Source organism: Streptomyces filipinensis, from assembly GCF_014649495.1.
Taxonomy (GTDB): domain Bacteria; phylum Actinomycetota; class Actinomycetes; order Streptomycetales; family Streptomycetaceae; genus Streptomyces; species Streptomyces filipinensis.
Window position 1 is genome coordinate 615,256 of the sequence record NZ_BMTD01000001.1, and the last position, 23,171, is coordinate 638,426.

General features: G+C 72.6%; 18 protein-coding genes. 6 read left to right on the plus strand and 12 right to left on the minus strand.

What is annotated here, in order from left to right; all coding sequences use genetic code 11:
* Positions 1-22: 22 nt before the first annotated feature.
* The 7 genes from IE244_RS02735 to IE244_RS02765 form a co-directional block, all read right to left on the minus strand.
* Entirely contained in the window at positions 23-247 is a 225-nt protein-coding gene (locus tag IE244_RS02735) for a hypothetical protein (RefSeq protein WP_191870975.1), read from the minus strand.
* A 144-nt stretch (positions 248-391) separates the two neighbouring features.
* Positions 392-1,516, minus strand: coding sequence for a pyrroloquinoline quinone biosynthesis protein PqqE (gene pqqE, locus IE244_RS02740; RefSeq protein ID WP_191870976.1), 1,125 nt, complete (start codon positions 1,514-1,516; stop codon positions 392-394).
* The gene (gene pqqD / locus IE244_RS02745; RefSeq protein WP_191870977.1) at positions 1,513-1,782 is read right to left on the minus strand and encodes a pyrroloquinoline quinone biosynthesis peptide chaperone PqqD; all 270 of its coding nucleotides are present in this window, start codon (positions 1,780-1,782) and stop codon (positions 1,513-1,515) included. Before pqqD ends, pqqE begins: the two co-directional genes overlap by 4 nt.
* Complete coding sequence (gene pqqC / locus IE244_RS02750) at positions 1,779-2,540, minus strand: pyrroloquinoline-quinone synthase PqqC (RefSeq protein WP_191870978.1); 762 nt, start codon at positions 2,538-2,540, stop codon at positions 1,779-1,781. The genes pqqD and pqqC overlap by 4 nt, the downstream gene beginning before the upstream one ends.
* Before the next feature lie 92 nt (positions 2,541-2,632).
* The gene (gene pqqA, locus IE244_RS02755; RefSeq protein ID WP_191870979.1) at positions 2,633-2,773 is read right to left on the minus strand and encodes a pyrroloquinoline quinone precursor peptide PqqA; all 141 of its coding nucleotides are present in this window, start codon (positions 2,771-2,773) and stop codon (positions 2,633-2,635) included.
* A gap of 55 nt (positions 2,774-2,828) precedes the next feature.
* Positions 2,829-4,022 carry a PQQ-dependent sugar dehydrogenase gene (locus tag IE244_RS02760; protein WP_191870980.1) on the minus strand — a complete coding sequence of 398 codons (1,194 nt, stop codon included), beginning with the start codon at positions 4,020-4,022 and terminating at the stop codon, positions 2,829-2,831.
* Positions 4,023-5,357: 1,335 nt separating this feature from the next.
* A complete protein-coding gene (locus IE244_RS02765; protein ID WP_191870981.1) occupies positions 5,358-6,785 on the minus strand; it encodes an MFS transporter in 1,428 nt (475 codons plus the stop codon).
* Between the two features lie 101 nt (positions 6,786-6,886).
* Here IE244_RS02765 and IE244_RS02770 point away from each other — a divergent pair, with 101 nt between their 5' ends.
* Both IE244_RS02770 and IE244_RS02775 read left to right on the plus strand, forming a co-directional pair.
* Complete coding sequence (locus tag IE244_RS02770; RefSeq protein ID WP_191870982.1) at positions 6,887-7,777, plus strand: helix-turn-helix transcriptional regulator; 891 nt, start codon at positions 6,887-6,889, stop codon at positions 7,775-7,777.
* A 7-nt stretch (positions 7,778-7,784) separates the two neighbouring features.
* The gene (locus tag IE244_RS02775) at positions 7,785-8,111 is read left to right on the plus strand and encodes a hypothetical protein (RefSeq protein WP_191870983.1); all 327 of its coding nucleotides are present in this window, start codon (positions 7,785-7,787) and stop codon (positions 8,109-8,111) included.
* Here IE244_RS02775 and IE244_RS02780 read toward each other — a convergent pair.
* Together IE244_RS02780 and IE244_RS02785 are read right to left on the minus strand one after the other, a co-directional pair.
* Positions 8,099-9,550 (minus strand): MFS transporter, encoded by a 1,452-nt coding sequence (locus IE244_RS02780; protein WP_191870984.1) that lies wholly within the window; start codon positions 9,548-9,550, stop codon positions 8,099-8,101. The genes IE244_RS02775 and IE244_RS02780 overlap by 13 nt on opposite strands.
* 94 nt (positions 9,551-9,644) lie before the next feature.
* Entirely contained in the window at positions 9,645-11,069 is a 1,425-nt protein-coding gene (locus tag IE244_RS02785; protein WP_229853923.1) for an MFS transporter, read from the minus strand.
* Positions 11,070-11,170: 101 nt separating this feature from the next.
* Between IE244_RS02785 and IE244_RS02790 the strand changes: the two genes are divergently transcribed.
* A complete protein-coding gene (locus tag IE244_RS02790) occupies positions 11,171-12,046 on the plus strand; it encodes a helix-turn-helix transcriptional regulator (protein WP_191870985.1) in 876 nt (291 codons plus the stop codon).
* Between the two features lie 80 nt (positions 12,047-12,126).
* A complete protein-coding gene (gene dusB / locus IE244_RS02795; protein WP_031158950.1) occupies positions 12,127-13,260 on the plus strand; it encodes a tRNA dihydrouridine synthase DusB in 1,134 nt (377 codons plus the stop codon).
* Between the two features lie 29 nt (positions 13,261-13,289).
* On the opposite strand, the gene IE244_RS02800 is transcribed toward dusB, so the two are convergent.
* The 3 genes from IE244_RS02800 to IE244_RS02810 all read right to left on the minus strand — a co-directional run bounded on the left by IE244_RS02800 (position 13,290) and on the right by IE244_RS02810 (position 18,678).
* Complete coding sequence (locus IE244_RS02800; RefSeq protein WP_373305700.1) at positions 13,290-15,077, minus strand: alkaline phosphatase family protein; 1,788 nt, start codon at positions 15,075-15,077, stop codon at positions 13,290-13,292.
* Positions 15,078-15,241: 164 nt separating this feature from the next.
* Complete coding sequence (locus IE244_RS02805) at positions 15,242-17,179, minus strand: amylo-alpha-1,6-glucosidase (RefSeq protein ID WP_191870986.1); 1,938 nt, start codon at positions 17,177-17,179, stop codon at positions 15,242-15,244.
* Positions 17,176-18,678: an MGH1-like glycoside hydrolase domain-containing protein gene (locus IE244_RS02810; RefSeq protein ID WP_191870987.1), complete on the minus strand. Its 1,503-nt coding sequence runs from the start codon at positions 18,676-18,678 to the stop codon at positions 17,176-17,178. Before IE244_RS02810 ends, IE244_RS02805 begins: the two co-directional genes overlap by 4 nt.
* A 130-nt stretch (positions 18,679-18,808) precedes the next feature.
* Between IE244_RS02810 and IE244_RS02815 the strand changes: the two genes are divergently transcribed.
* The gene (locus IE244_RS02815; protein ID WP_191870988.1) at positions 18,809-20,029 is read left to right on the plus strand and encodes an ROK family protein; all 1,221 of its coding nucleotides are present in this window, start codon (positions 18,809-18,811) and stop codon (positions 20,027-20,029) included.
* Positions 20,030-20,435: 406 nt separating this feature from the next.
* Positions 20,436-23,156 carry a pyruvate, phosphate dikinase gene (gene ppdK / locus IE244_RS02820; RefSeq protein ID WP_031158957.1) on the plus strand — a complete coding sequence of 907 codons (2,721 nt, stop codon included), beginning with the start codon at positions 20,436-20,438 and terminating at the stop codon, positions 23,154-23,156.
* Positions 23,157-23,171 lie beyond the last annotated feature (15 nt).

The following is a 23,171-nucleotide window of genomic DNA, read 5'->3' on the forward strand; positions in this document are numbered from 1 at the left end:
AGGGTGCTGACGGCCCAGCTTCTCACCTTGACGACTGCCGGGCCGTGGCCGGATCGACCGTCGCCTGGTGGACCTCGGCCAGATGCTCCTCCGCCTTCAGCCACGGCAGGAACTGGGCGCCTCTGCGCCAGCCGCACGTGTCACATCTGATGGTGCGCTGTATCCCCGCGCGCAGGACCCGGACGACGTGCTCCCGGCCGTGGTGGTCCCAGCGGCTGACCTTGCTCGTGCTGCTGCCCTGCGGCATGACGCCTCCCGCCTCCTCGGATCCGGCACCCGACCGGGACAGGAGTGTGCAGCAAGACGAACATCAACAGGGGGAGCTTCACCCGGAGTTGTCCAACCCGTGGCCTCGGCCCGGGCGGTCCCGCGCGGCCACGCCTGCGCCGGTTCAGGCCGGCGCCACGGGTGCCGCGCCGGGCCGGCGGTAGGTGTACGGCGGCGGGGGTTCGGCCGGGCCGGCTTCGGACAGCCGGCGGACGAGGTCGTGGTCCGGGGAGAACGCGCAGGCCGGGTCGGTGCGTGCGGGGTCGCCGGTGAGGGCGTAGGCCTGGCAGCGGCATCCGCCGAAGTCCTCCTCCCGGCGGGGGCAGCCACGGCAGGGGCCGGTCATCCAGTCGGTGCCGCGGAAGCGGTTGAAGGCCGGGGACCGTTCCCAGATCCAGGCCAGGGAACGGTCGCGGACGTTGGGCGCGGCGAGGTCCGGCAGAGCGGCGGCGGCCGGGCAGGGCAGGACCGTCCCGTCGGGGGCGACGGTCAGCGAGACCGCCCCCCAGCCGCCCATGCACGGTTTGGCGACGCCGTCGAAGTAGTCGGGGACGACCCAGATCAGCTCGACTTGGCCGGCGAGCCGCGTCCGCCAGTCCTCGACGGCCTCGTGGGCGCGGGTGACCTGGTCGCGGGTGGGCAGCAACGCCGCCCGGTTGAGCAGACCCCAGCCGTAGAACTGGGTGTTGGCCAGCTCGATCCGGTCCGCGCCCCAGGCCACGCCGAGCTCGATGAGGGCACCGACGGCGTCCAGGTTGTCGCGGTGCAGGACGATGTTGAGGCCCAGCGGGAGCCCGGCCCGGCGGACGAGGGCCGCGGCCTGCTCCTTGGCGGCGAAGGAGGACGGGCGCCCGGCGATGCGGTCGTTGGCGCGCGCGTCGGCGTGCTGGACGGAGAGCTGGACGCTGCGCAGCCCGGCCGCGGTGAGGGCGGCCAGCCTGGCTTCGTCCAGAGCGGTGCCGCTGGTGACGAGCTGGGTGTAGATCCCGGCGGCCTCGGCGGCGGCGACGATGTCCGCCAGATCGGGGCGCAGCAGGGGCTCACCGCCGGACAGATGCGTGTGGACGACGCCCAGCTCGCCTGCCTGGCGCAGCACGTCCGCCCACTCCCCGGTGCTCAGCTCGCTCGAACGGCGGGCGAGTTCCAGCGGGTTGGAGCAGTACGGACAGTGCAGCGGACAGGCGTGGGTGAGTTCGGCGAGCAGGGCCCAGGGAGGGGCGGGCCTTTCGGGGCGCGAGGCGTCGGTCACCGGAGCCAGCCCTCCCGGTGCAGGCGGTCGAGGAAGAGGGGGACGTCGGTGGCCACCGGCGCGTCGGGGAAGCGTTCGGCCAGCGCGTCGACGATGCCGCGTACGGTGCGGGTGCCGTCGCACAGGCCGAGGACCGTGCCGGCGTGTCCCTTGAGGACGACGACGCGTTCCGGCAGGACCAGCAGGTCCGTGCCGCGTACGGTGTCGTGCCGCAGCGTCAGGGCCGGGGGCAGGGCGGGGCACCACTCCCGCTCGGGCGCCGTCATCGCGTACGGTCCCGCAGGCCGTCCCGTTCCCTTTCGTCGGCGGGCTCGGACCGCCCGGCCTGCTGCACGGCGTCGAGCAGGGCCCACAGCACATCGCACTTGAAGGAGAGCGCGTCCACCGCCCGTTGCTGGTCCGTGCGGGTGCGCGCCCAGTCCAGGACGAGTGCGAGCGCCTCGCCGCTGTCGCGCCGGCCCTGCTCGACACGGGTGCGGAAGTACGCCAGTCCGTCCGCCTCGATCCACGGGTAGTGGCGTTCGAAGGCCTCGATGCGCAGGCGCATCAGATCGGGGGCGGACAACTCGGTGAGCGAGGCGGCCACCGCCTCCAGCGGCCCGCGCAGGCGGCAGAAGTTCACATAGCCCTCCACCGCCAGCCGCACCCCCGGCAGGACGGCCCGTCCGGACAGGAGGGTCCCCCGGTCCAGGCCGGCCGCCTCCCCGAGCCGCAGCCACCGCTCGATGCCGCCCTCGCCCTCCCGGCGCCCGTCGTGGTCCTCGATCCGGCGCAGCCACATCCTCCGCAGCAGCGGGGTGTCCAGCTTGGCGGTGATCAGCGCGTCCTTGACGGGGATGTGGCGCTGGTAGTGGAAACGGTTGGCGATCCAGCAGCGCAGCTCCGCCGGGCTCAGGGCGCCCGTGTGCATGCGCACGTTGAAGGGGTGGCGGTCGTGGTACCGCTCCTGGCCCACCGCGCGCAGGCGGGACTCGAACTCCGCGGGGCTCCAGGGCTCGGCGGCCCGGGTGACTGCCGTGGACACTGCTCGATCACCATCTCTTCGGGGACGGGCGCGTGCCCCGAGCCGTCCGGGGCACGCGCGGTTCCGCTGGGGATGCCGCCGTCGGCGGCAGGCTAACGCGCCGTCAGGGAGTAGGCCGTGACCTCAAGCGCGGTGTCGACGACCGTGTAGTCCGGGGTCTGCCACACGACGGCGTCGCCCGGCGCCTCGGTGGCCCTGACCGGCTGCTCCGCCTGCTCGATGACTTCGTTCATGGTGGGTACCTTCCTTTCGGGGAGGTGGGTCCACCCCTTCGCGGCAGCGAGGGGGCTACTTGATCGTCACTTTGAGGACGAAGTCCCTGTCGGTGCCGCGGTCGCTCGTGCCCATCAACAGCTGGTTGGTGCCGGGCACCGTGGTGAGAGCCCGCAGCCGCGCGTAGGTGTTGACGTAGTACGACTTCGCTGTTCCGATCCCCTGGCCGGTGCCGTCGATCGGAAGCCGCCACAGTCGCTGTCCGCGCAGCGTCGTCACGTAGATGACGTTGTTCACGATCGCGACCTGGGCGGGTACGCCTCCGTCCTCCGGCTTCCAGACGAACTTGGGATTCGTCATTCCCGCCGTGCCGCAGGTCCCTTCACACAGGGGCCAGCCGTAGTTCGCTCCCGCCTTGATCAGATTGAGTTCGTCCCACTTGGCCTCGCCGATCTCGGACGCCCACAGCCTGCCCCGGGTGTCCCAGGCGAAGCCCTGGGGGTTGCGGTGCCCGAGGCTGTACACGCGGTTGCCGAACGGGTTGCCGGGTGCCGCCGCGCCGGTCTTGGTGATGCGCAGGATCTTGCCGTTGAGCGAGTTCCTGTTCTGCGCGAGGCTCCCGGTCTGGGCGTCGCCGGTGGCCACGTACAGGTATCCGTCGGGACCGAAGGCGATCTTGCCGCCGTTGTGGTCCGCGCCCCTCTTGATGCCGCCGACAAGGACGGTGTAGCCGCTGAGCGTCTTGCCGTCGAACTTCATCTTCACGATCCGGGTGCCTTCGGCGGCCGTGTGGACGAAGAACACGTCCTTGTCCGTAGTGCCGTTCCAGGTCGGCGACGGGGCGACCCCGAGCAGTCCGCCCGAGCCCTTCGTGGGATCGACGTCGGGGACCACCGTGTTGGGTACCGTGCCCACCATCTTCTTGGAGCCGTCCCGTCCCAGGAGATGCACGGTGGACGTGAAGCGCTCGGTCACCAGCGCGTACATCCCGTTCGGCAGGAAGGTGATCGCCCAGGGCCGGTTCCACTTGTCGGAGAGGGTGGAGATGCTCGACGGCGTACCCCCGTCGGCCCGGGCGTCCGCCTCCGAGCCGGCCGGCCGGGATGCCGTCTTCGCCGTCGCCGTCGCCGCCGTCGCCGTCGCCGCCGTCGCCGTCGCCGCCGTCGCCGGCGACGTCTGGACGACGCAGGCGATGAGGAGGGCTGTCGCGGTGGTGAGGGCGGCTGTGACTGGGCGGACACGACGCGCCGCATGCGTCAGAAGTGACATTCTGGTGCCTTCCTGCCATGAGGGTGCAGCGACCGCACGATGCCCGGTCGGGGATCCGCGATCTGCCGAGACACAGGGGGACGCCCCTTGCCGCGCCCCGGCGTGGTGAGCCCGCGGGAGGAAGAGGCGGGTCGGAGGCATTGCAAGGTCTCCTGCCAGGAGTATCGAAGGCCCGCGGAGGGGCGGGCCACTTGAACTCCTCCAACCGGGGCCGCCGGACTCCTCCAACCGGGGCCGCCCGAAAGCCCCCTGACTCCGCTTCCGAGGACGGCCGGACAGGGCTTCCCGGAGGGACGCTCTTGGTGGCCGGCTCCCGATGAGAGGCCTCCCGGTGGGGCGGCTCCTGGTGGGAGGCCTCCCGGTGGGGCGGCTCTTGGCGCGTGGGCTCTCGGCTCTCGGAGGGACGCTCTCGATCAGACGGTTCCCGATGGGAGGGCTCCCGGTGGGACGGTTTCGATGGGAGGGTTCCCGGTGAGGCGGCTCCCGGTGGGGCCGCTCAGGCTGGCGGCGGGCCGACGGCCGGCCCGGTGTCAGCCGGGGGCGACGTGCTTCGGCGGCACCGGCAGTACTGGTGGTACCGGCCGTACCGGTTGTATGGGCGGTGCCGGCCACACCGGCGGCATCGGCGGGATTGGCGGCGCCGGCTGTGTTGGCTGCACGGGCCAAGCGGGCGCCACACCGGTGGCGGTGGCACTGGCGGCATCGGCGGCACTGGCCGCACAGGCGGGACTGGCGGCGCCGGCTGTGTAGGCCGCACGGGCCAAAGCGGTCACCACGCCGGTGGTGGCGGCACTGGCGGTACCGGCCACACCGGCGGGACTGGCGGCGCCGGCTGTGTTGGCTGCACGGGCCAAGCGGGCGCCACACCGGTGGTGGTGGTACCGGCCGCACCGGTGGCATCGGCGGCACTGGCCCCACAGACGGGACTGGCGGCACTGGCGGCGCCGGCTGCGTTGGCTGCACGGGCCACACCGGTGGTGGCGGTACCGGCGGCACAGGCCACACCGGTGGCACCGGCTGTGCCGGCGGCCCTGGCCCCCAGCAGCGACGCCGTGGTACTGGCGGCACCGGCCACCCCGGTCGACCCGCAGCACCGGCCCTGTCGGTGGCAGCGGGCACGTCGGCGGCACTGGCCGTACCGGCGTGCCGGCCGTGCCGGCAGCATCAGCGGGCATACCGGCCTACCGGCCTCACCGGCCGTGCCGGCGCCCTGGGGGGACCGGTCGGCACAGGCGGTATCGGCGGCACCGGCCGCACCGGCCGCACCGTTCGTGGCGGTCGGTCTCGTGTGCGGGGCTGTCCTATGCGGGAGTCGGCGCAGCCGAACGGCTGGGTTCAGCCGACCTCGCGGGGCAGGCGCAGGCTGAGCAGGCCGGTCACCACGATCCCGGCCAGCTGGACCAGCAGCGTGGTGACCAGGGCGTCCCGCATGCCGAGGTGCGGTACGAGGGTGAGGAACAGGGTGCCGAGCGTGGCCACGCCGAGGGCGAGCGCGGACTGCTGGGTGGTGACCATCACGCCACCGCCCACACCGGCCCGGGCCGGCGGCACCTCGGACATCACGATCCGCAGCACGTTGGGCAGTTGGAGCGCCTGCCCGGCACCGGCCACGGCCGCGCCCGGCAGCAGCGAGCCGACGTCCAGATGCGGCCAGTCCCGCCAGGCGGCCAGCACGATCAGCAGCACGCCCACACCCTGCACGACGGATCCCGCGGTGACGACCCGGCTGCCGTAGCGGGCGATCAGCCGGGGTCCGGCGAGGGAGACGAACAGGAACACCACGGCCATCGGCGCGAGGGCCAGCCCGGCCGGCACCGGCCCGAGCCGGGCGCCCTGTTGCAGCGCCAGTGCGATCACGAACATGAACCCGCTGAAGCCGACGGAGAACGGCACCATCAGCACCAGGCCCCGCCGCAGCGAGGCCAGCGCCAGCAGGCTCGGCGGCACCAGCGGGGTCCGGCCCGCCCGGTCGGCCCGCCGCTCCACGGCCCAGAACGCGCCGGCGGCGAACGGGAACGCGGCCAGCGACAGCCACGTCCACAGCGGCCAGCCCGCCGCCCGGCCCTCGGTGAGCGGGGCGAGCAGCGTCAGCAGGGACACCGCGAGCAGAACGGTGCCGGGACCGTCGACGGGCTCCGGGCGCGGCGAGCGCGTCTCGGGCACGACGCGCACGGCGAGGACGAGACCGACCACGACCACGGGCACGTTGACGAGGAACACCGACCGCCAGCCGGTCCCGGCGACATCGGCGGCGACGAGCACCCCGCCGAGTATCTGCCCCGCCACCATGGACAGCCCGGCCGTGGCGCCGTACAGGCTCATGGCCTTCGCGCGGCGCGCGCCGTGCGTGGTGGCCTGGATGGTGGCGAGCACCTGCGGCAGCATCGCGGCGGCCGAGGCGCCCTGCGCGACCCGCGCCGCGACCAGGCTCCAGGCGCCGGGCGCCAGCCCGCAGGCCAGCGAGGTCAGCCCGAACGCGGCCATGCCGCCGAGGAACAGCCGGCGCCGCCCGAACAGGTCCCCGAGCCGCCCGCCGAGCACCAGCAGCACGGCGTAGGCGACCCCGTACCCGGCCACGACCAGTTCCAGCACGGCCTCGCCGGCGGCGAGGTCGGCGCCGATGGCCGGCAGGGCGACGTTGACGATGAAGAAGTCGACCAGCGGCAGCGCCGCGGCCAGCAGAACGGTGAACAGCCCGAGCCCGCCGAGTGCGGGCGGCGCGGCCGTCGCGGGAACGGCCCGGGTGGTGACGGTTTCACTCATGGCCCCGAGCCTGCGCCACCGCCCAGACGGGTACCAGAGTGTCCTGATCCTGGTAGAAGAACTACCTGGCAACAGGATCAGGATGCGGGCACCCTGGACCCATGACGACGACGGCCACGACCCGGGAGACCGCCGCACCGCGGCCCAGGGGCTCGGAGATCCGACGGCACGAGCTGGCCGCGTTCCTGCGCAGCCGCCGCGAGCGCATCGCCCCCGAGCAGGTGGGCCTGCCGCGCGGCGCCCGCCGCCGCACGCCGGGCCTGCGCCGGGAGGAGGTCGCGCAGCTGTCCGCGGTCGGAGTCACCTGGTACACCTGGCTCGAACAGGCCCGGGACATCCAGGTCTCCGTCCAGGTCCTGGACGCCCTGGCCCGCAGCCTGATGCTGGACGCCAGCGAGCGCGCCCACCTCTTCCAGCTGGCCGGCGCCACCGATCCGACCCCCGCCGCGAACTGTCCGAGCGTCACCCCGGCGCTGCGCGCGATGCTGCGCCAGCTGGAGCCGATCCCGGCCTGCGTCCAGAACAGCCGGTACGACATCCTCGCCCACAACCGCACCTACGGGCGCCTCCTGTGCGACCTGGACGCGCTGCCTGCGCAGGACCGCAACTGCATGCTCCTCGTGTACACGAACAAGGAGTGGCAGGCGTCGGTCGTGCACCTGGAGGAGACCCAGCGCCTGATGGCGGCCCGGCTGCGCGCGTCCCTGGCCGGCCACCTCGGCGAACCGGCCTGGAAGATGCTGCTCAAGCGTCTGGAGGAGTCCCCGAAGTTCCGCGAGAACTGGCAGCGTTACGAGGTGATGGGCGTCCGCTCCAAGACCAAGGAGTTCCTCAACGCCCACGTCGGGCACCTCAAGCTGGAGCACACGGACCTGTGGCTGGGCCCCGAACTGGGCGCCCGCATGGTGACGTACACCCCGGCCGACGAGGAGTCCCGCGAGCGGCTGGAGAGGCTGTACGACATCGCCCGCGCCACCGGGGCCGGGGTCTGAGCGGCCGATGGCGCTGCCTCGCGGGGGAGCCCGCCGTATCGTCGTCGACGGCACGGCCTACCGCTGGCGCGTGCGCCGCAGGCCGACCTACGCCCAGGCCCTGGGCTGGACCGCGGGCACCTTCGCGGTCGAGCACGCGGACACTCCCGGCACGACGCTGATCGTCACGACCGGTCGTCCCCACCCCGGCAACCTGCTGGGGCACGACGCCGTTCCGGTCCTCCCGTCCGAAGTGGCCCGGGCCGTCCGGCGGGCCCTGGGCGCGGGCTGGTCCCCGACGACCGCGGGCTCCCCGTTCCGCCTGGACGGCTCCGGCGGCGGTCAGGCGTCCTGAGCCGCTTCCACCGGCCGGCGGACCTGGGCCGACTCCAGTTTCCCGGCCGTGCGTTCCGCGGTCCGGCGGGCCCACCGGCCGCTGGTGAGCAGGCCGAGCAGGAGGACCGCCAGGCCGCAGGCGGTGAGGATCCACCAGCCGGGGCGGGCCGCCGAGACGAACACGGACCGGTACGGGGACGTGCCGACGCCGGAGGCCAGGACCGCGCCGACCACCGCGACGCCGAGCGTCTGGCCCAGCTGCCTGCTCGTCGAGGCGACCGCGGCGGCGACCCCGGCCTGGGCGCGCGGCATGCCGGAGACGGCCGTGTTGGTGATCGGCGCGTTCACGAAGCCGAAGCCGACGCCGAAGAGGACGTAGCCGATGAGGAGGGTGGCGTTGGCGGTCTCCGCCTCGAAGGCCGCGAAGAGGACGCCGCTCGCCGTCATCGCCGCACCGGCCACCAGCAGGGGCAGGCGCGGGCCGCGGCTGCCCACCAGGCGGCCGGACAGCGGCGCGCACAGGAACGTCGGCGCGGCCATCGGCAGCATCCACAGGCCCGCGTGCAGGGCGTCGAGACCGCGGACGTTCTGCAGATAGAGCGTGGACAGGAACAGGAAGCCGCCCAGCGCCGCGAACGCGCTGATCGCTATCACGGTGGCCCCGCTGAACGGCGCCGAGTGGAAGAAGCGCAGGTCGATGAGGGGTTCGGCGCGGCGGGGCTCGTACCACAGCAAGCCGACGAGCGCCGCGAAGGCGATCGCGAAGCAGGGGGCCACGGCGGCCGGGCCCGAGACCGGCGCCTCGATGATCGCGTATGTCAGCGAACCGAACAGGGCGATGACCAGGAGCTGGCCGACCGGGTCGGGGCGACGGGCCTTGGGCGCGCGGGACTCGGGGACGAAACGGAGGGTGAGCAGGAGGGCCGCGAGGCCGACCGGGAGGTTGACCCAGAAGATCGCGCGCCAGCTCACCGACTGCACGAGCAGCCCGCCGACCAGCGGGCCCGCCGCCATGGAGACACCGACCACCGCGCCCCACACGCCGATGGCCCGGGCCCGCTCCCGGGCGTCGGTGAAGGTGTTGGTGATGATCGACATGGCGACGGGGTTGAGCATCGAACCGCCGATCGCCTGCACCATGCGGAACACCACCAGCAGGGCCAGGTTCGGGGCCACGGAGCAGAGCACGGAGCCGAGGGTGAACACCGTCAGGCCGGTTATGAAGACCTTCTTGCGGCCGATGCGGTCGGCCGTCGAGCCCGCGAGCATCAGCAGCGAGGCGAGCACCAGCGTGTAGGCGTCGATCGTCCACTGCAGACCGGAGGTGGTGGTGTGCAGATCGCGCTGCATGGAGGGCAGCGCCACGTTCAGCGCGGTGTTGTCCAGGCTCACGATCAGCAGGCTCATGCAGCAGATCGCGAGCACGAGCAGACGGCGGCGGTGGCTCGACTCGGGCATGGTTCGGATCGTACGCCCATCTCGATAGTGCGTCTAACTAATAGTGTGCCTAATTGATGTACTGTGCATGATCATGGGCCGGCCGGCCCGACGGCTATCCCAGTACCCGGGGCAGCCGCAGGCCAAGCCGGCCCAGCCCCAGCAGCCCCACGGCCTGCACCGCCAGCACCACCGCCAGCGCCTCCCGCATGCCGACACCGGGCACGAGGGACAGGAACAGCGAACCGAGCGTCGCCACCCCGACCGCCAGGCACGACTGCTGGAGCGTCGCCGCGAGCCCGCTGCCCGCACCCGCCAGCCGGGCCGGGACCGCCGCCAGCAGGATCCGGTAGTACAGGGGCAGCTGCAGGCCCTGACCCAGCCCGCACAGCACCAGGCCGGGGGAGAGGGCCAGGGGGCTCAGCCGCGGCCAGGGGCCCAGCAGCACGGTCGCCGTCACCGTCACCAGCCCCGCGATGTGCACCACCGCGGCCAGCGTCACCGCCCGCCCGCCGCACCGCCGCACCGCACACGGCGCCAGCAGCGACGCGGCGAACTGCGCCACCCCCATCGGCACCAGCGTCAGCCCCGCCCGCAGCGGCCCGTAGCCCAGGCCCTCCTGCAGGGTCACCGCGCTCACGAACATCCAGCCGGCGAAGCCGACGAACACCGGCAGCCCCAGCAGCAGGCCCCGGCGCACCTCAGGGGCGGTGAGCAGGGACGGCGGCAGCAGCGGGCTCCGGCCGGCCCGCTCGTCCCGCCGCTGCGCCCCGTAGAACCCGGCCGCCAGCAGCGGCGCCGCGCACAGCAGCAGCACCGACCACAGCGGCCAGCCCGCCGCCCGGCCCTCGGTCAGCGGCAGCAGCAGCGCGATCAGCGCCGCCGCCAGCAGCGCCGTACCGGCGAGATCACCGCGCGCGGGCCGCTCGGACCGGCTGTCCGGCACCGACCGCAGCGCACAGACCAGGGCGGCGACGGCCACCGGCACGTTCACCAGGAACACCGCACGCCAGCCCGTGCCCGCCAGATCCGCGGCGACCAGCATCCCGCCCAGCACCTGCCCGAGCACGACGGACACCCCGCCGACCGAGCCGTACAGGGCCACCGCCCGGGCCCGCCGCTCACCGGACGTCGTCGCGTGGATGGTGGCCAGCACCTGCGGCAGCAGCGCCGCCGACGCGGCACCCTGCGCGACCCGCGCCGCCACCAGCCACCAGGCACCCGGCGCCAGTCCGCAGGCCAGCGAGGTCAGCCCGAAGGCGGCCACACCCCACAGGAACAGCCGCCGCCGGCCGTAGGTGTCGCCGAGCCGGCCGCCGAGGACCAGCAGCACCGCGTACGCCACCGCGTATCCGGCCACCACCATCTCCAGCGTGGCCGGCGGAGCGTGCAGATCGCGCTCGATCGCCGGCAGGGCGACGTTGACGATGAAGAAGTCGATCATCGGCAGCGCGGTCCCGAGCAGAAGGGTGAGCAGGCCGAGGGCCGTGAGGCCGCGGGGTGGGGCGTCGGTACGCACAGAGGTCGTCGTCGTGGTCACGCCCCGACTCTCCGGCAGCTCCCAGCCGGGTACCAGGCGGTGGTCATCCAGGTACCGGCACCAACTGGAACCGGGGTACGACCGGACGGCACCCTTGCTGCATGACCGTCGCAGCGCCGGAACACCGCACCGAGCCCCCCAGGGCGCAGCACGTCCGGCGCCGGGAACTGGCCGCCTTCCTGCGCAGCCGCCGCGAGCGCGTCACCCCGGAACAGGTCGGCCTGCCGCGCGGCCCGCGCCGCCGCACGCCCGGCCTGCGCCGCGAGGAGGTCGCCCAGCTCTCCGCGGTCGGGGTCACCTGGTACACGTGGATCGAGCAGGCCCGCGCCACCCATGTCTCCGCGCAGGTGCTCGACGCCGTCGCCCGCGCCCTGCTCATGGACCCCACCGAGCGCGCCCACCTCTTCGCCCTCGCCGGGACCACGGACCCGCGCATCGACCCCGAGTGCCCGGTCGTCTCCACCTCGGCGCGCAAGGTCGTCGAACGGCTCGCGCCCTACCCCGCCTCCCTGCAGAACGCCCGCTACGACGTCCTCGCCGCCAACCGCCCCTTCGCCCAGCTCTTCGGCGACCTCACCGAGCTCCCGGTGGCCGACCGCAACTGTCTGTGGCTGCTGGCCACCAGCGAGCGCTGGAAGCGGGACTTCCTCGACCGGGACGAGATGCTGCGCGACCTGATCGCCAAGTACCGGGTGGCGATGGCCGAGCATGTCGCCGAGCCCGTGTGGAAGGAGCACCGGGACCGGCTGCTGGCGGCCTCCGAGGAGTTCCGCGCCCTGTGGGAACGGCACGAGGTCGCGCCCCTGTCCCCGCACGTCAAGCGGTACCGGCACCCGGTGGTCGGCCTGGTCCGCCTCGAACACCGCACCATGTGGCTGGCCCCGCAGTCACCGGCCCACCGGGTGGTCGCGTACATCCCCGCCGACGAGGAGACCGAGGAGCGGCTGGAGCGGCTGGCGGAGCTGGCGGACGGGTGACGGGCCCGGTGAGGGACAATGGTTCCTTGTCCCGTGGCGTATCCGCCGTACGCCCGACCCGTTCGCTTCGGAGCCGTCTGATGACCCACCCCCTCTCCATCGGCCCGCACGCCGTGACACCGCCCGTCGTGCTCGCCCCCATGGCGGGGATCACCAACGCGCCCTTCCGTACCCTGTGCCGGGAGTTCTCCGGCGGCAAGGGCCTGTTCGTGAGCGAGATGATCACGACCCGGGCGCTGGTCGAGCGCAACGAGAAGACCATGCAGCTGATCAGGTTCGACGCGAGCGAGCAGCCGCGCTCGATCCAGCTGTACGGCGTCGACCCGGCGACCGTCGGCAAGGCCGTCCGCATGATCGCGGAGGAGGACCTGGCCGACCACATCGACCTGAACTTCGGCTGCCCCGTCCCGAAGGTCACCCGCAAGGGCGGCGGCTCCGCGCTGCCGTACAAGCGGAACCTGCTGCGGGCGATCCTCCGGGAGGCCGTGAGCGGCGCCGGTGACCTCCCCGTCACGATGAAGATGCGCAAGGGCATCGACGACGACCACATCACCTACCTCGACGCCGGCCGTATCGCCGTCGAGGAGGGCGTCACGGCGATCGCCCTGCACGGCCGCACGGCCGCCCAGCACTACGGCGGCACCGCCGACTGGGACGCGATCGCCCGGCTGAAGGAGCACGTGCCGGAGATCCCGGTGCTCGGCAACGGCGACATCTGGTCGGCCGGGGACGCGCTGCGGATGGTCCGCGAGACCGGCTGCGACGGGGTCGTCGTGGGGCGCGGCTGCCTCGGGCGGCCGTGGCTGTTCTCCGACCTGGTCGCGGCGTTCGAGGGACGCGCCGAGGACGTGGCCCGGCCGGACCTGCGTGCGGTCGCCGACGTCATGGTCCGGCACGCCACCCTGCTCGGCGAGTGGATCGGCGACGAGTCCAAGGGGGTCGTCGACTTCCGCAAACACGTCGCCTGGTACCTGAAGGGCTTCGCGGTCGGCTCCGAGATGCGCAAGCGGCTCGCGATCACGTCCTCGCTGGCGGAGCTGCGGGCGGGTCTGGACGAGCTGGACCTCGACCAGCCGTGGCCGGCCGGCGCGGACGGGCCCCGCGGCCGCACGTCCGGCAACAACCGGGTGGTGCTGCCGGACGGCTGGCTGAAGGACCCCTACGACTGCGCGGGCGTGAGCGAGGACGCGGAGCTGGACACCTCCGGCGGCTGAGCGGTCTGTTCTCCCGCCCGCCTTCCGGGTCAGCCCTTCTTCGGGTGCGGGGTCGAGCCGTAGGCCGTCAGGAAGCGGTCGCGGAAGGCGCTCATCTTCCAGACCGGGGCGTTGTGGGCCGGACGCAGGCCGTCCGTCCACCCCCAACCCGCGATCTTGTCGAGCACCTTCGGGTCCTTGGCGACGATGGAGACCGGCACGTCACGGCTGGCGTGGTTGCCGCTGACCCGGGCGATGGGCTGGTGGTCGCCGAGGAAGACGAGCACCGTGTCCTTGGAGCCGTAGCGCTGCAGCCACTGGGTCAGCGCGGTCACCGAGTACTGGATCGACTTGCCGTACTCCTGGCGGGACTTGGTGGTGTCCGCGATGACGTCGGCCGGGTCGTTGCCCGCCGCCTGGATGCCCTTGAAGACCGAGCCGTCACCCAGCTGGTCCCAGCCGACCATCTTCGGGATCGGCGCCCAGGGCTGATGGCTGGAGGTGAGGATCAGCAGTGACATCCGCGCCTTGCCGTCGGCGGGCCTCTTGCTGTGCACCCGGTCCTGGTACTGCTGCAGCGCGTACTGGTCGGGCATCGTCGACCAGCTGAACTTCGGTCCCCGGTAGCCGAGTTGGAAGGCGTTGTAGACCTTGTCGAGGCCGTACCACTTCTGCTCGGGCCACGCCTTCTGCACCCCCGGCATGACCCCGACCGTGTCGAAGGCGCCGGTCTTCCTGAACGCGTCGGTGAGGCTGAGGTGGTCGCTGGCCATGACCGTGCGGTAACGCTGCTGGTTGCTGATCCACAGGCCGGACATGGTGGTGGAGTGGCCGAGCCAGCTGCTGCCCCCGTAGGTCGCCGAGGTCAGCCAGCCGCTCCTGGCGTGGAAACCGGCCTTGGCCAGGGCCTTGGTGCGGGCGTCGAGGGTCTGGTCGACGCCGGGCGCCATGATCGGGTCCTCGATCGCGCTGCGGCCGTAGCTCTCGATGAACGTGAAGACCATGTCCTTGCCGCGCAGGTCGGGGACCAGCTGGCTGCCGGGGGTGTTCCCGAAGGCGTCGACCCTCGCGACCTTCTCGAACGCCGCCTCGTCCCTGAGCGTGGCCGAGATACGGCGGGCCTGGGTCTTCAGCGCGGTGGCGGTGCTGTCGGCGGCGACCGGCACGCCGGACACCTGCAGGCCGAGCGAGGTGCAGGTGATCCAGACGACGCCCGCGATCAGCGTGCCCCGGGTCGCGGTGCCGCTGTGCCGGGCGAGCAGGTTGCTCAGCCGGACCATGGCCAGCGCCAGCAGCACGCAGAGCAGCAGGACCGCCGCGATCACACCGGCCACGGCGGCGAGGGTGGCCGTACGGCCGAGGGAGTCCTCCAGATACGACTCCGCGTCACCGAACAGGCTCCAGTCGAGGACGACGTTGAAGGGGCGGCCGAGGTACTGGTTGAAGCCCATGTCGAGCGCGTTCAGCACGGTCATCGCGGCCAGCGCGACCCCGGACACGGCGGCCGTCACCACCCGCGGCCGGCGCGGCAGCGCGAGCATCACCGCGGCACCGATCACGGCTTCCGCAGGTATCCGCACGAACTTCGCGGGCCCCAGCCGCACCACCGAGTTCGGCATCACGAGCGCGGCGACGACCAGAGCGGCGGCGAGCACGGTCACGCTGACGGAGAGACCCTGAGCGGCCGTGGGATGAGCCTCCCGCCACCGCCGCACCCGCGCCGCCCAGCCGGTCCAGGGCCGCGGGAAGGAACGGCGCGGGCCGGATGTGGGCGCGGCGGGAACATCGTCCTTCGGCGCTTCGGTTTCCAGCTGGCGCGTGCTCGTGTCCTGAGACACCCGAGGGTCCTTCCGTACGACACCCGTGACGCCCACGGGTACGGCCCCCTCGCATCCCCTGTTCACAAGCACCGGGCAAACACCTGGCAAACGGCGGTGCGCCGACCCGAGCGGCGCGGGGAGCCGCGCGACCAGCCACGACGCACCCGCGCCTCACGACGGCGCTACGCACCCCCCACCGCGGTCAGCAGCGCGAGCGGCGCCGCGGCGGACCGGGACTCCCGTACACAGGCGTGCGGGTACGGCACCGGCTCCGGATGCGTGTCCCGCCCGTACCCCGCCAGCACCTCCGGCAACCGGTACCCCGCCACCACCGCCGCGTCCACCAGCGCACGCGCCACCACACCGGCCTCGTCGTGCAGCCCGTACCGCGCCAGACCCAACGTGATCAGCGCGTTGTCGTGCGGCCACACGGAACCGCGGTGATACGAGAGAGGGTGGTACGCCCCCTGCCCCGCGGCCAGCGTCCGCACCCCCCAGCCGGAGAAGAAGTCCGGCTCCAGCAGCCGCCGGCCCACCACCTCGCCGTACTCCTTGTCCAGCAGCCCGGACCACAGCAGATGCCCGGCGTCGGAGGCCAGCGCGTCGATCTGGCGGCCCTCCCCGTCCAGCGCGAGCGCCGGAAAGGAGCGCTCCTCCATCCAGAAGTCCCGCTGGAACCGGTCCCGCAGATCGGCCGCCGCCTGCTCCAGCAGGGCCGCGTACGTCTCGTCGCCCCACACCGTGCGCGCCAGCCACGCCGTGCGGCGCAGCGCGTCGTACGCGTAGCCCTGTGCGCCCGCCGCCATCACCGCGCCGGTGGGCCGGGTGCCGTCGGCGCAGCAGATCGCGCCGGGGGAGTCCTTCCAGTTCTGGTTGGCGAGGCCGCCCTCGTCGGCGCGGTAGACGAGGTAGCCGCGCGAGGTCAGGCCGCCATGGTCGAGCATCCAGCCGATGGCGGCCCGGGCGTGCGGCTCCAGGCGGCGGGCCGGTCCGGTGTCCCCGGTCTGTTCGACGTACGCGCCGAGCAGGACCAGGAACAGCGGGGTCGCGTCGACCGAGCCGTAGTACCGCCGGAACGGCACCTGCCCGAAGTGCGCCAGTTCCCCGTGCCGTACCTCGTGCACGATCTTGCCGGGCTGGGCGACCGGGGAGGGGCCGGCACCGGACGCCTGGGTCGCGGCGAGCGCGGGGAGCGTGGCGGCGGCCAGTTCCGGGCGGTACGGCAGCGTGAACAGGGAGGTGAGCAGGGCGTCCCGGCCCAGGAGCGTGAGGAACCAGGGGGCGCCGCCGGCCGGGACGCGCAGCTCCTCACCGTCCGGGCCGGTGGCCGGCACCTGCAGCGCGGCCAGGTCGGCGAGGCCCCGCGCGCAGGCCTCCGCCAGTTCCGGCCAGCCGGTCGGAAAGGCCACCCCCAGCACGAACTCCCCTTCCAGATCGAGGAGTTGCTCGTGCACGGACGCCGGGTCGCGGGGCACCCGCAGGGCGCGTTTCTCGCCGTGCGGGCGGGCGATCACACGCAGCACCAACTCGGTCGTGCCGTGCGGAGCCAGGTCCAGGGTCCACACCAGACGGCGGGCGCCGGTACCGGTCTCCTCCACGGCGTCGGGCGCGGGGTCGGCCGTGATGGTCGTACAGGACCGCCATTCGGCGCGCCGGTAGGTGAACTCGATGCCGTCGTCCAGGACCTCGCGCGAGCGTACGGCGCCGGCCTTGGCGTAGGTGCGGTGGTCCGAGCGGAGTTCGAACTGGTCGGTGAAGTCGACGTCGGCGGTGATGGCGAGGCGGACCGTGGTCGGCACCGGGCGGTTGCTGGTCACCCGCAGCGACTCCACGAACGAACTGTCCCCCACGGCCTGGTGGCGGAACAGCGTGTGCCCCGGAGGCTCCTGCCGGCCGCCGCGCGGGACCAGCACACAGCGGGCCGCGTCGGCGTCGGCCACCGGGGTGAGCACCTCGGGCACCGCACCGTCGACGGTCAGCTGCCAGCGGCTGAGGTGCCGGGCGTCCCGTACGAACAAGCCTTCCGGGGAGCCGCTGCCGCGCACCCCGCTGATGTCGCCCCGGTCGCCCACGGCGGCGAACGTCGCCCCGTGCACAAGCAGATGATGCCGGTCCGTCATCCCCGGTCGCCTCCTTCGTCATTTCTGTCGAACGTGCCGGTGGCCGCCTTGGACACGCCCTCGCGGGCGCCCTTGAGAAGCTCTTGGTGCAGCTCGTGCTGCAGGTCGAGGGCGAGTGCGGCGGTCCAGCCGAAGCCGGTCGCGCCACAGGCCTCACCGGTGCGCGGGTCGACGTACTCCGCGAAACCGGTGGCCTCGGCGAGCTGCAGCACGGCCGCGCGCAGCGCGTCGGCCCGCTCCCGCTCGCCGTGCACCCGCAGGCCCCGCTCCAGCAGCCAGCTCGTGTTGAACCAGGCCGGGCCGCGCCAGTACCGGTGCGGGTCGAAGGCCTCGCCGAGGAGGTCGTAGCTGGGCACGAGCCGGGTGCGGTCGCCGAGCCCGAAGTGCGGGCCGTGCAGGGTGCGGACGAGCTCCGCGGCGATCGCGCGCGGCAGGCCCGGCAGGAGCAGCGGCACCAGACCGGAGACGCCCCGCTCCCGGATCAGCCCCGGCCGGCCCCTCAGGTCCCGGCACAGGAACATCCCGGCCGCCGGGTCCCACAGCCGCTCCACCAGCGCCGCCGTCAGCCGTTCGGCCCGCGCCTGCCGGGCGGTGCCGGCCGCGCCCAGCTCCTCGGCGATCCGGGCCAGCGCGTGCTCGGAGGCGATGAGCAGGGCGTTGAAGGCGGGGTCCTCGACGGCGAACTCCCCGCCGCCCCCGCCACGCCCCCCGCCCACCCCGTCGCCACGCCCCCCACCCACCCCGTCCCTGTACCCGGCGTCCCGGTAGTCGGCCGCCAGTCGCACATAGCGTCCGTAGTCCAGGTCCGTCGGCCGGTCCTCGGGGGCGCCGTGGGCGAGGTCGGCGCGCCGGAAGGAGCGGGCCGGGGCCGGCGCGATCCGGGCCAGCGGGGCGTCCCAGCAAGGGCTGTTGTCCATGCCCTGCTCCCAGGGGTGGACGACCGACACCAGCCCGCCGCCGCCCAGGTCCCGGCGGTGCAGCAGATAGCGGTGCCAGGCGGCGAGGCGCGGGTACACCCGGGCCAGGAAGCCGCGCGCCCGGGACAGACCGGGATCGGCGCGGTGCACCAGCCAGGCCGCCAGCGCGTGCACCGGTGGCTGCACGATGCCCGACGTCTGTACGGTGCGCGGGGCACCGGCCGTGCGGCCGGCGGTGGTGGAGCGCCAGAAGTCGGGGCTGGGGAAGTAGGCGTCGAGCGGTACGGAGGGGTTGAACACGATGTGCGGGACGCGCCCGTCGGCCCACTGGGCGGCCAGCAGCGTCTCCAACTCGGTCTGGGCCCGCAGGGGCGAGAGGTGCCGGAGCCCGATCGCGACGAACGCCGAGTCCCAGGACCACTGGTGCGGATACAGGCTCCGGGAGGGGACCGTCGAGCGGCCCGTCCAGTTCGCGTCGAGCACCCGGGCCGCGGCGACGCACAGCGACGTGCCGGGCGGCGGAGGGCCGTATGCGCTCTCGTGCTCCGCGGGACGGGCGGTGAGCTGCGTGCTGCGATCCACTCGGGGCTCCCCGAAGACGAAGACGCCCGGCCGGGAGACCGGGTTCTGTTGCAACGACCGTAGAGTTACGTCTATTTAACACGCAAAACTCAATATGTAATGCAGGCTTGGGAAACACAAGGGGGTGCGCATGACCGGACGTCCGGGAAGGGCTGTCAGAGCCGGCGGCCAGGCCGGTGCCGGAGAGCTGCTCGAACTGGTCCGCAGCGGACGGGCCGTGACGCGCGGTGCGCTGCAGCAGGCGTCCGGACTGTCCCGTGCGACCGTCGGCCAGCGCCTGGACCGGCTGTTCCGGGCCGGCTGGCTGCGGGAGGGCGCCGGCGGTCCGGTCGACTCCCCGCTCGGCGGCCGGCCCGCCATCACCCTGGAGTTCGACGGCTCCCACGCCGTCGTCCTCGCCGCCGACCTGGACACCCGGCACGCCCGCGCGGCCGTCCTCTCCCTGACCGGCGAGATCCTCGCCGAGCACGCGGGGACCCTGGTCGTCGAGGACGGCCCGGAGGCCGTGCTCGGCGAACTCGGCCACTGGTTCGACCGGCTGCTGGAGAAGGCCGGACGCCCGGCGGCGGAGGTCTGCGGCATCGGGCTCGCCGTACCCGGCCCGGTGGACAGCGGGACCGGCCGGGTGGTGCAGCCGCCGATGATGCCGGGCTGGGACGGCTACGACATCACGGGCCGCCTGTCCCGCGCCTTCACCGAGCACACCGGCGCCGGTCCGGTCCCCGTCCTCGTGGACAACGACGCCAACCTGATGGCTTACGGCGAACAGCGCGCCGGACACCCCGACTGCGCGGCCTTCGTGCTGGTCAAGGTGTCCACCGGCATCGGCGCCGGAGTGGTCGTGGACGGCGTGATCTACCGGGGGATCGACGGCGGCGCGGGCGACATCGGGCACATCCGGGTGGGCGCGGAGGCACTGTGCCGCTGCGGTTCGTACGGCTGTCTCGCCGCCGTCGCGAGCGGGGGCGCCGTGGCCCGGCGGCTGGCGGACAGCGGGGTGCCGGCCGCCTCCGGGGCGGACGTACGGGACCTGCTCGCCGCCGGGCACCCTCAGGCGGCGGCGCTGGCCCGGGAGGCCGGGCGCCGGGTCGGTGACGTACTGGCGACCGTGGTGACCCTGCTCAACCCGGGCGTGCTGATGATCGCGGGCGATCTCGCCGGGACCCCCTTCCTCACCGGTGTGCGTGAGCTGCTCTACCAGCGGGCGCTGCCGCGCTCCACGGCCCACCTGCATGTCGTCACCTCCCGGCTGGGGGAGCGGGCCGCGCTCATCGGAGCGGGGGCGCTGGTCGTGGAACACCTCTACGCGCCGGAGCGGGTCGAGGAGCGCCTGCTGGCGCTGGGCGTGTGACGTCGGTGTTCTCGTCCCGTTCCGGCGTCCGCATGGTGAAATCCGGCTCGCTGTGGCAGCGTGATTCTCGCCACCCTTGATAAGGGTTGCGCTCAGATGAGCGGATCATGGGCGACTGCACTTCTCCAAGGGGTGGCACTGGGTGCCACCCCTTGATCGTTCATCGATCGAAATCAGGCGTGCTGAGGGCCGCTCATCTGAGCGGAATCCATGCCGTTTGGAGGTGTGTGCGTTCAAGAAGTGAAAACATGCGCCCGTCTGGGCTTGCCAAGCTTTGACTTTCGATCCGCTGGCGGACGAACGGTTACGGGCGCATGACACGCAAGTGGACGTACCCATGCGCCTTCGATCTGGGTATGTTCCTCGCCGTCAGGGCAGCCACCGTGGCCTCAAGGAGTCGAGACCCGTGTCGGAAAACAAAGAACCCCACGTAGTGAAGTTCGTTTACGACTTCACCGAGGGCAACAAGGACCTCAAGGACCTCCTCGGCGGCAAGGGCGCCAACCTCGCCGAGATGACCAACCTCGGTCTGCCGGTCCCTCCCGGCTTCACCATCACCACCGAGGCCTGCAAGGTCTACCTGGAGAGCGGTGCGGAGCCCGCGGCACTGCGTGACGAGGTGAGTGCGCACCTCGACGCCCTTGAGTCCCGCATGGGCAAGAAGCTCGGCCAGCCCGACAACCCTCTGCTGGTCTCCGTCCGCTCGGGTGCCAAGTTCTCCATGCCCGGCATGATGGACACGGTCCTGAACATCGGCCTCTCCGACAAGTCGGTCCAGGGCCTCGCCAAGCAGGCCGGCGACGACCGCTTCGCCTGGGACTCCTACCGCCGCCTCATCCAGATGTTCGGCAAGACCGTCCTCGGCGTCGACGGCGAGCTGTTCGAGGAGGCCCTCGACGCGGCCAAGGCGGCCAAGAAGGTCACCGTCGACACGGACCTCGAAGCGGCCGACCTGAAGAAGCTGGTCACCAAGTTCAAGAAGATCGTCAAGACCGAAGCCGGCCGGGACTTCCCCCAGGACCCGCGCGAGCAGATGGACCTCGCCATCAAGGCGGTCTTCGACTCGTGGAACGGCGACCGCGCCAAGCTGTACCGCCGCCAGGAGCGCATCCCGCACGACCTCGGTACGGCCGTCAACGTCTGCTCGATGGTCTTCGGCAACCTGGGCCCCGACTCCGGCACGGGCGTCGCCTTCACCCGTGACCCCGCCTCGGGCCACCAGGGCGTCTACGGCGACTACCTGCAGAACGCCCAGGGCGAGGACGTGGTCGCGGGCATCCGCAACACCGTCCCGCTGGCGGAGCTGGAGCAGATCGACAAGAAGTCGTACGACCAGCTCATGCAGATCATGGAGACCCTGGAGAACCACTACAAGGATCTCTGCGACATCGAGTTCACCATCGAGCGCGGCCAGCTCTGGATGCTCCAGACCCGCGTCGGCAAGCGCACGGCGGGCGCCGCCTTCCGTATCGCGACCCAGCTGGTGGACCAGGGCCTGATCGACGAGACGGAGGCGCTCCAGCGCGTCACCGGCGCCCAGCTGGCCCAGCTGATGTTCCCGCGCTTCGACGAGCACGCGAAGGTCGACAAGGTCGCACGCGGCATCGCCGCATCTCCCGGCGCCGCGGTGGGCAGGGCGGTCTTCGACTCCTACACGGCCGTCAAGTGGTCCCGCTCGGGTGAGAAGGTCATCCTGGTCCGCCGCGAGACGAACCCCGACGACCTGGACGGCATGATCGCGGCCGAGGGCATCCTGACCTCGCGCGGCGGCAAGACCTCCCACGCGGCCGTCGTCGCCCGCGGCATGGGCAAGACCTGCGTCTGCGGCGCGGAGGAGCTGGAGGTCGACACCAAACGCCGCCGTATGACCGTCCCGGGCGGCCATGTCGTCGAGGAAGGCGACCTGATCTCCATCGACGGTTCGAGCGGCAAGGTCTACCTCGGCGAGGTCCCGGTCGTCCCCTCTCCCGTCGTGGAGTACTTCGAGGGCCGCATGCACCCCGGCGCCGACGACGCGGACGAGCTGGTCGAGGCGGTCCACCGCATGATGGCCTTCGCCGACCGCAAGCGCCGCCTGCGGGTGCGCGCCAACGCGGACAACGCGGAAGACGCGCTGCGCGCCCGCCGCTTCGGCGCCCAGGGCATCGGCCTGTGCCGCACGGAGCACATGTTCCTGGGCGACCGCCGCGAGCTGGTCGAGCGGCTGATCCTGGCGGACACGGAGAGTGAGCGCGAGGAGTCCCTGAAGGCGCTGCTGCCCCTCCAGAAGAAGGACTTCGTAGAGCTCTTCGAGGCGATGGACGGCCTGCCCGTCACCATCCGCCTCCTCGACCCGCCGCTGCACGAGTTCCTCCCTGACATCACGGAACTCTCGGTCCGGGTGGCCCTGGCCGAGTCCCGCCAGGAACCGCACGAGAACGAGCTGCGCCTGCTCCAGGCCGTGCACCGCCTGCACGAGCAGAACCCGATGCTGGGTCTGCGCGGCGTGCGCCTGGGCCTCGTCATCCCCGGCCTGTTCACCATGCAGGTCCGCGCGATCGCCGAGGCGGCCGCGTCCCGCAAGTCGGCGAAGGGCGACCCGCGCGCGGAGATCATGATCCCGCTCGTCGGCACGGTCCAGGAGCTGGAGATCGTCCGCGAGGAGGCCGACAAGGTCATCGCGGAGGTCGAGGCGGCGACGGGCACGCAGCTCAAGCTCGCCATCGGCACGATGATCGAACTCCCGCGGGCGGCCCTGACGGCCGGCCAGATCGCCGAGGCGGCGGAGTTCTTCAGCTTCGGCACGAACGACCTGACCCAGACGGTCTGGGGCTTCTCCCGCGACGACGTCGAAGCCTCCTTCTTCACGGCGTACCTGGAAAAGGGAATCTTCGGTGTCTCCCCCTTCGAGACCATCGACAAGGACGGCGTCGGCTCCCTGGTGAAGGCGGCGGCCGAGGCGGGCCGGCGTACCCGCCCCGACCTGAAGCTCGGCGTCTGCGGCGAGCACGGCGGTGACCCCGAGTCCGTCCACTTCTTCCACGAGGTCGGCCTGGACTACGTCTCCTGCTCCCCGTTCCGCATCCCGGTCGCCCGCCTCGAAGCGGGGCGCGCGGCGACGAACTCGGTGGGCAGCGACCACCGCTAGGCCCTCGCGGGCCAC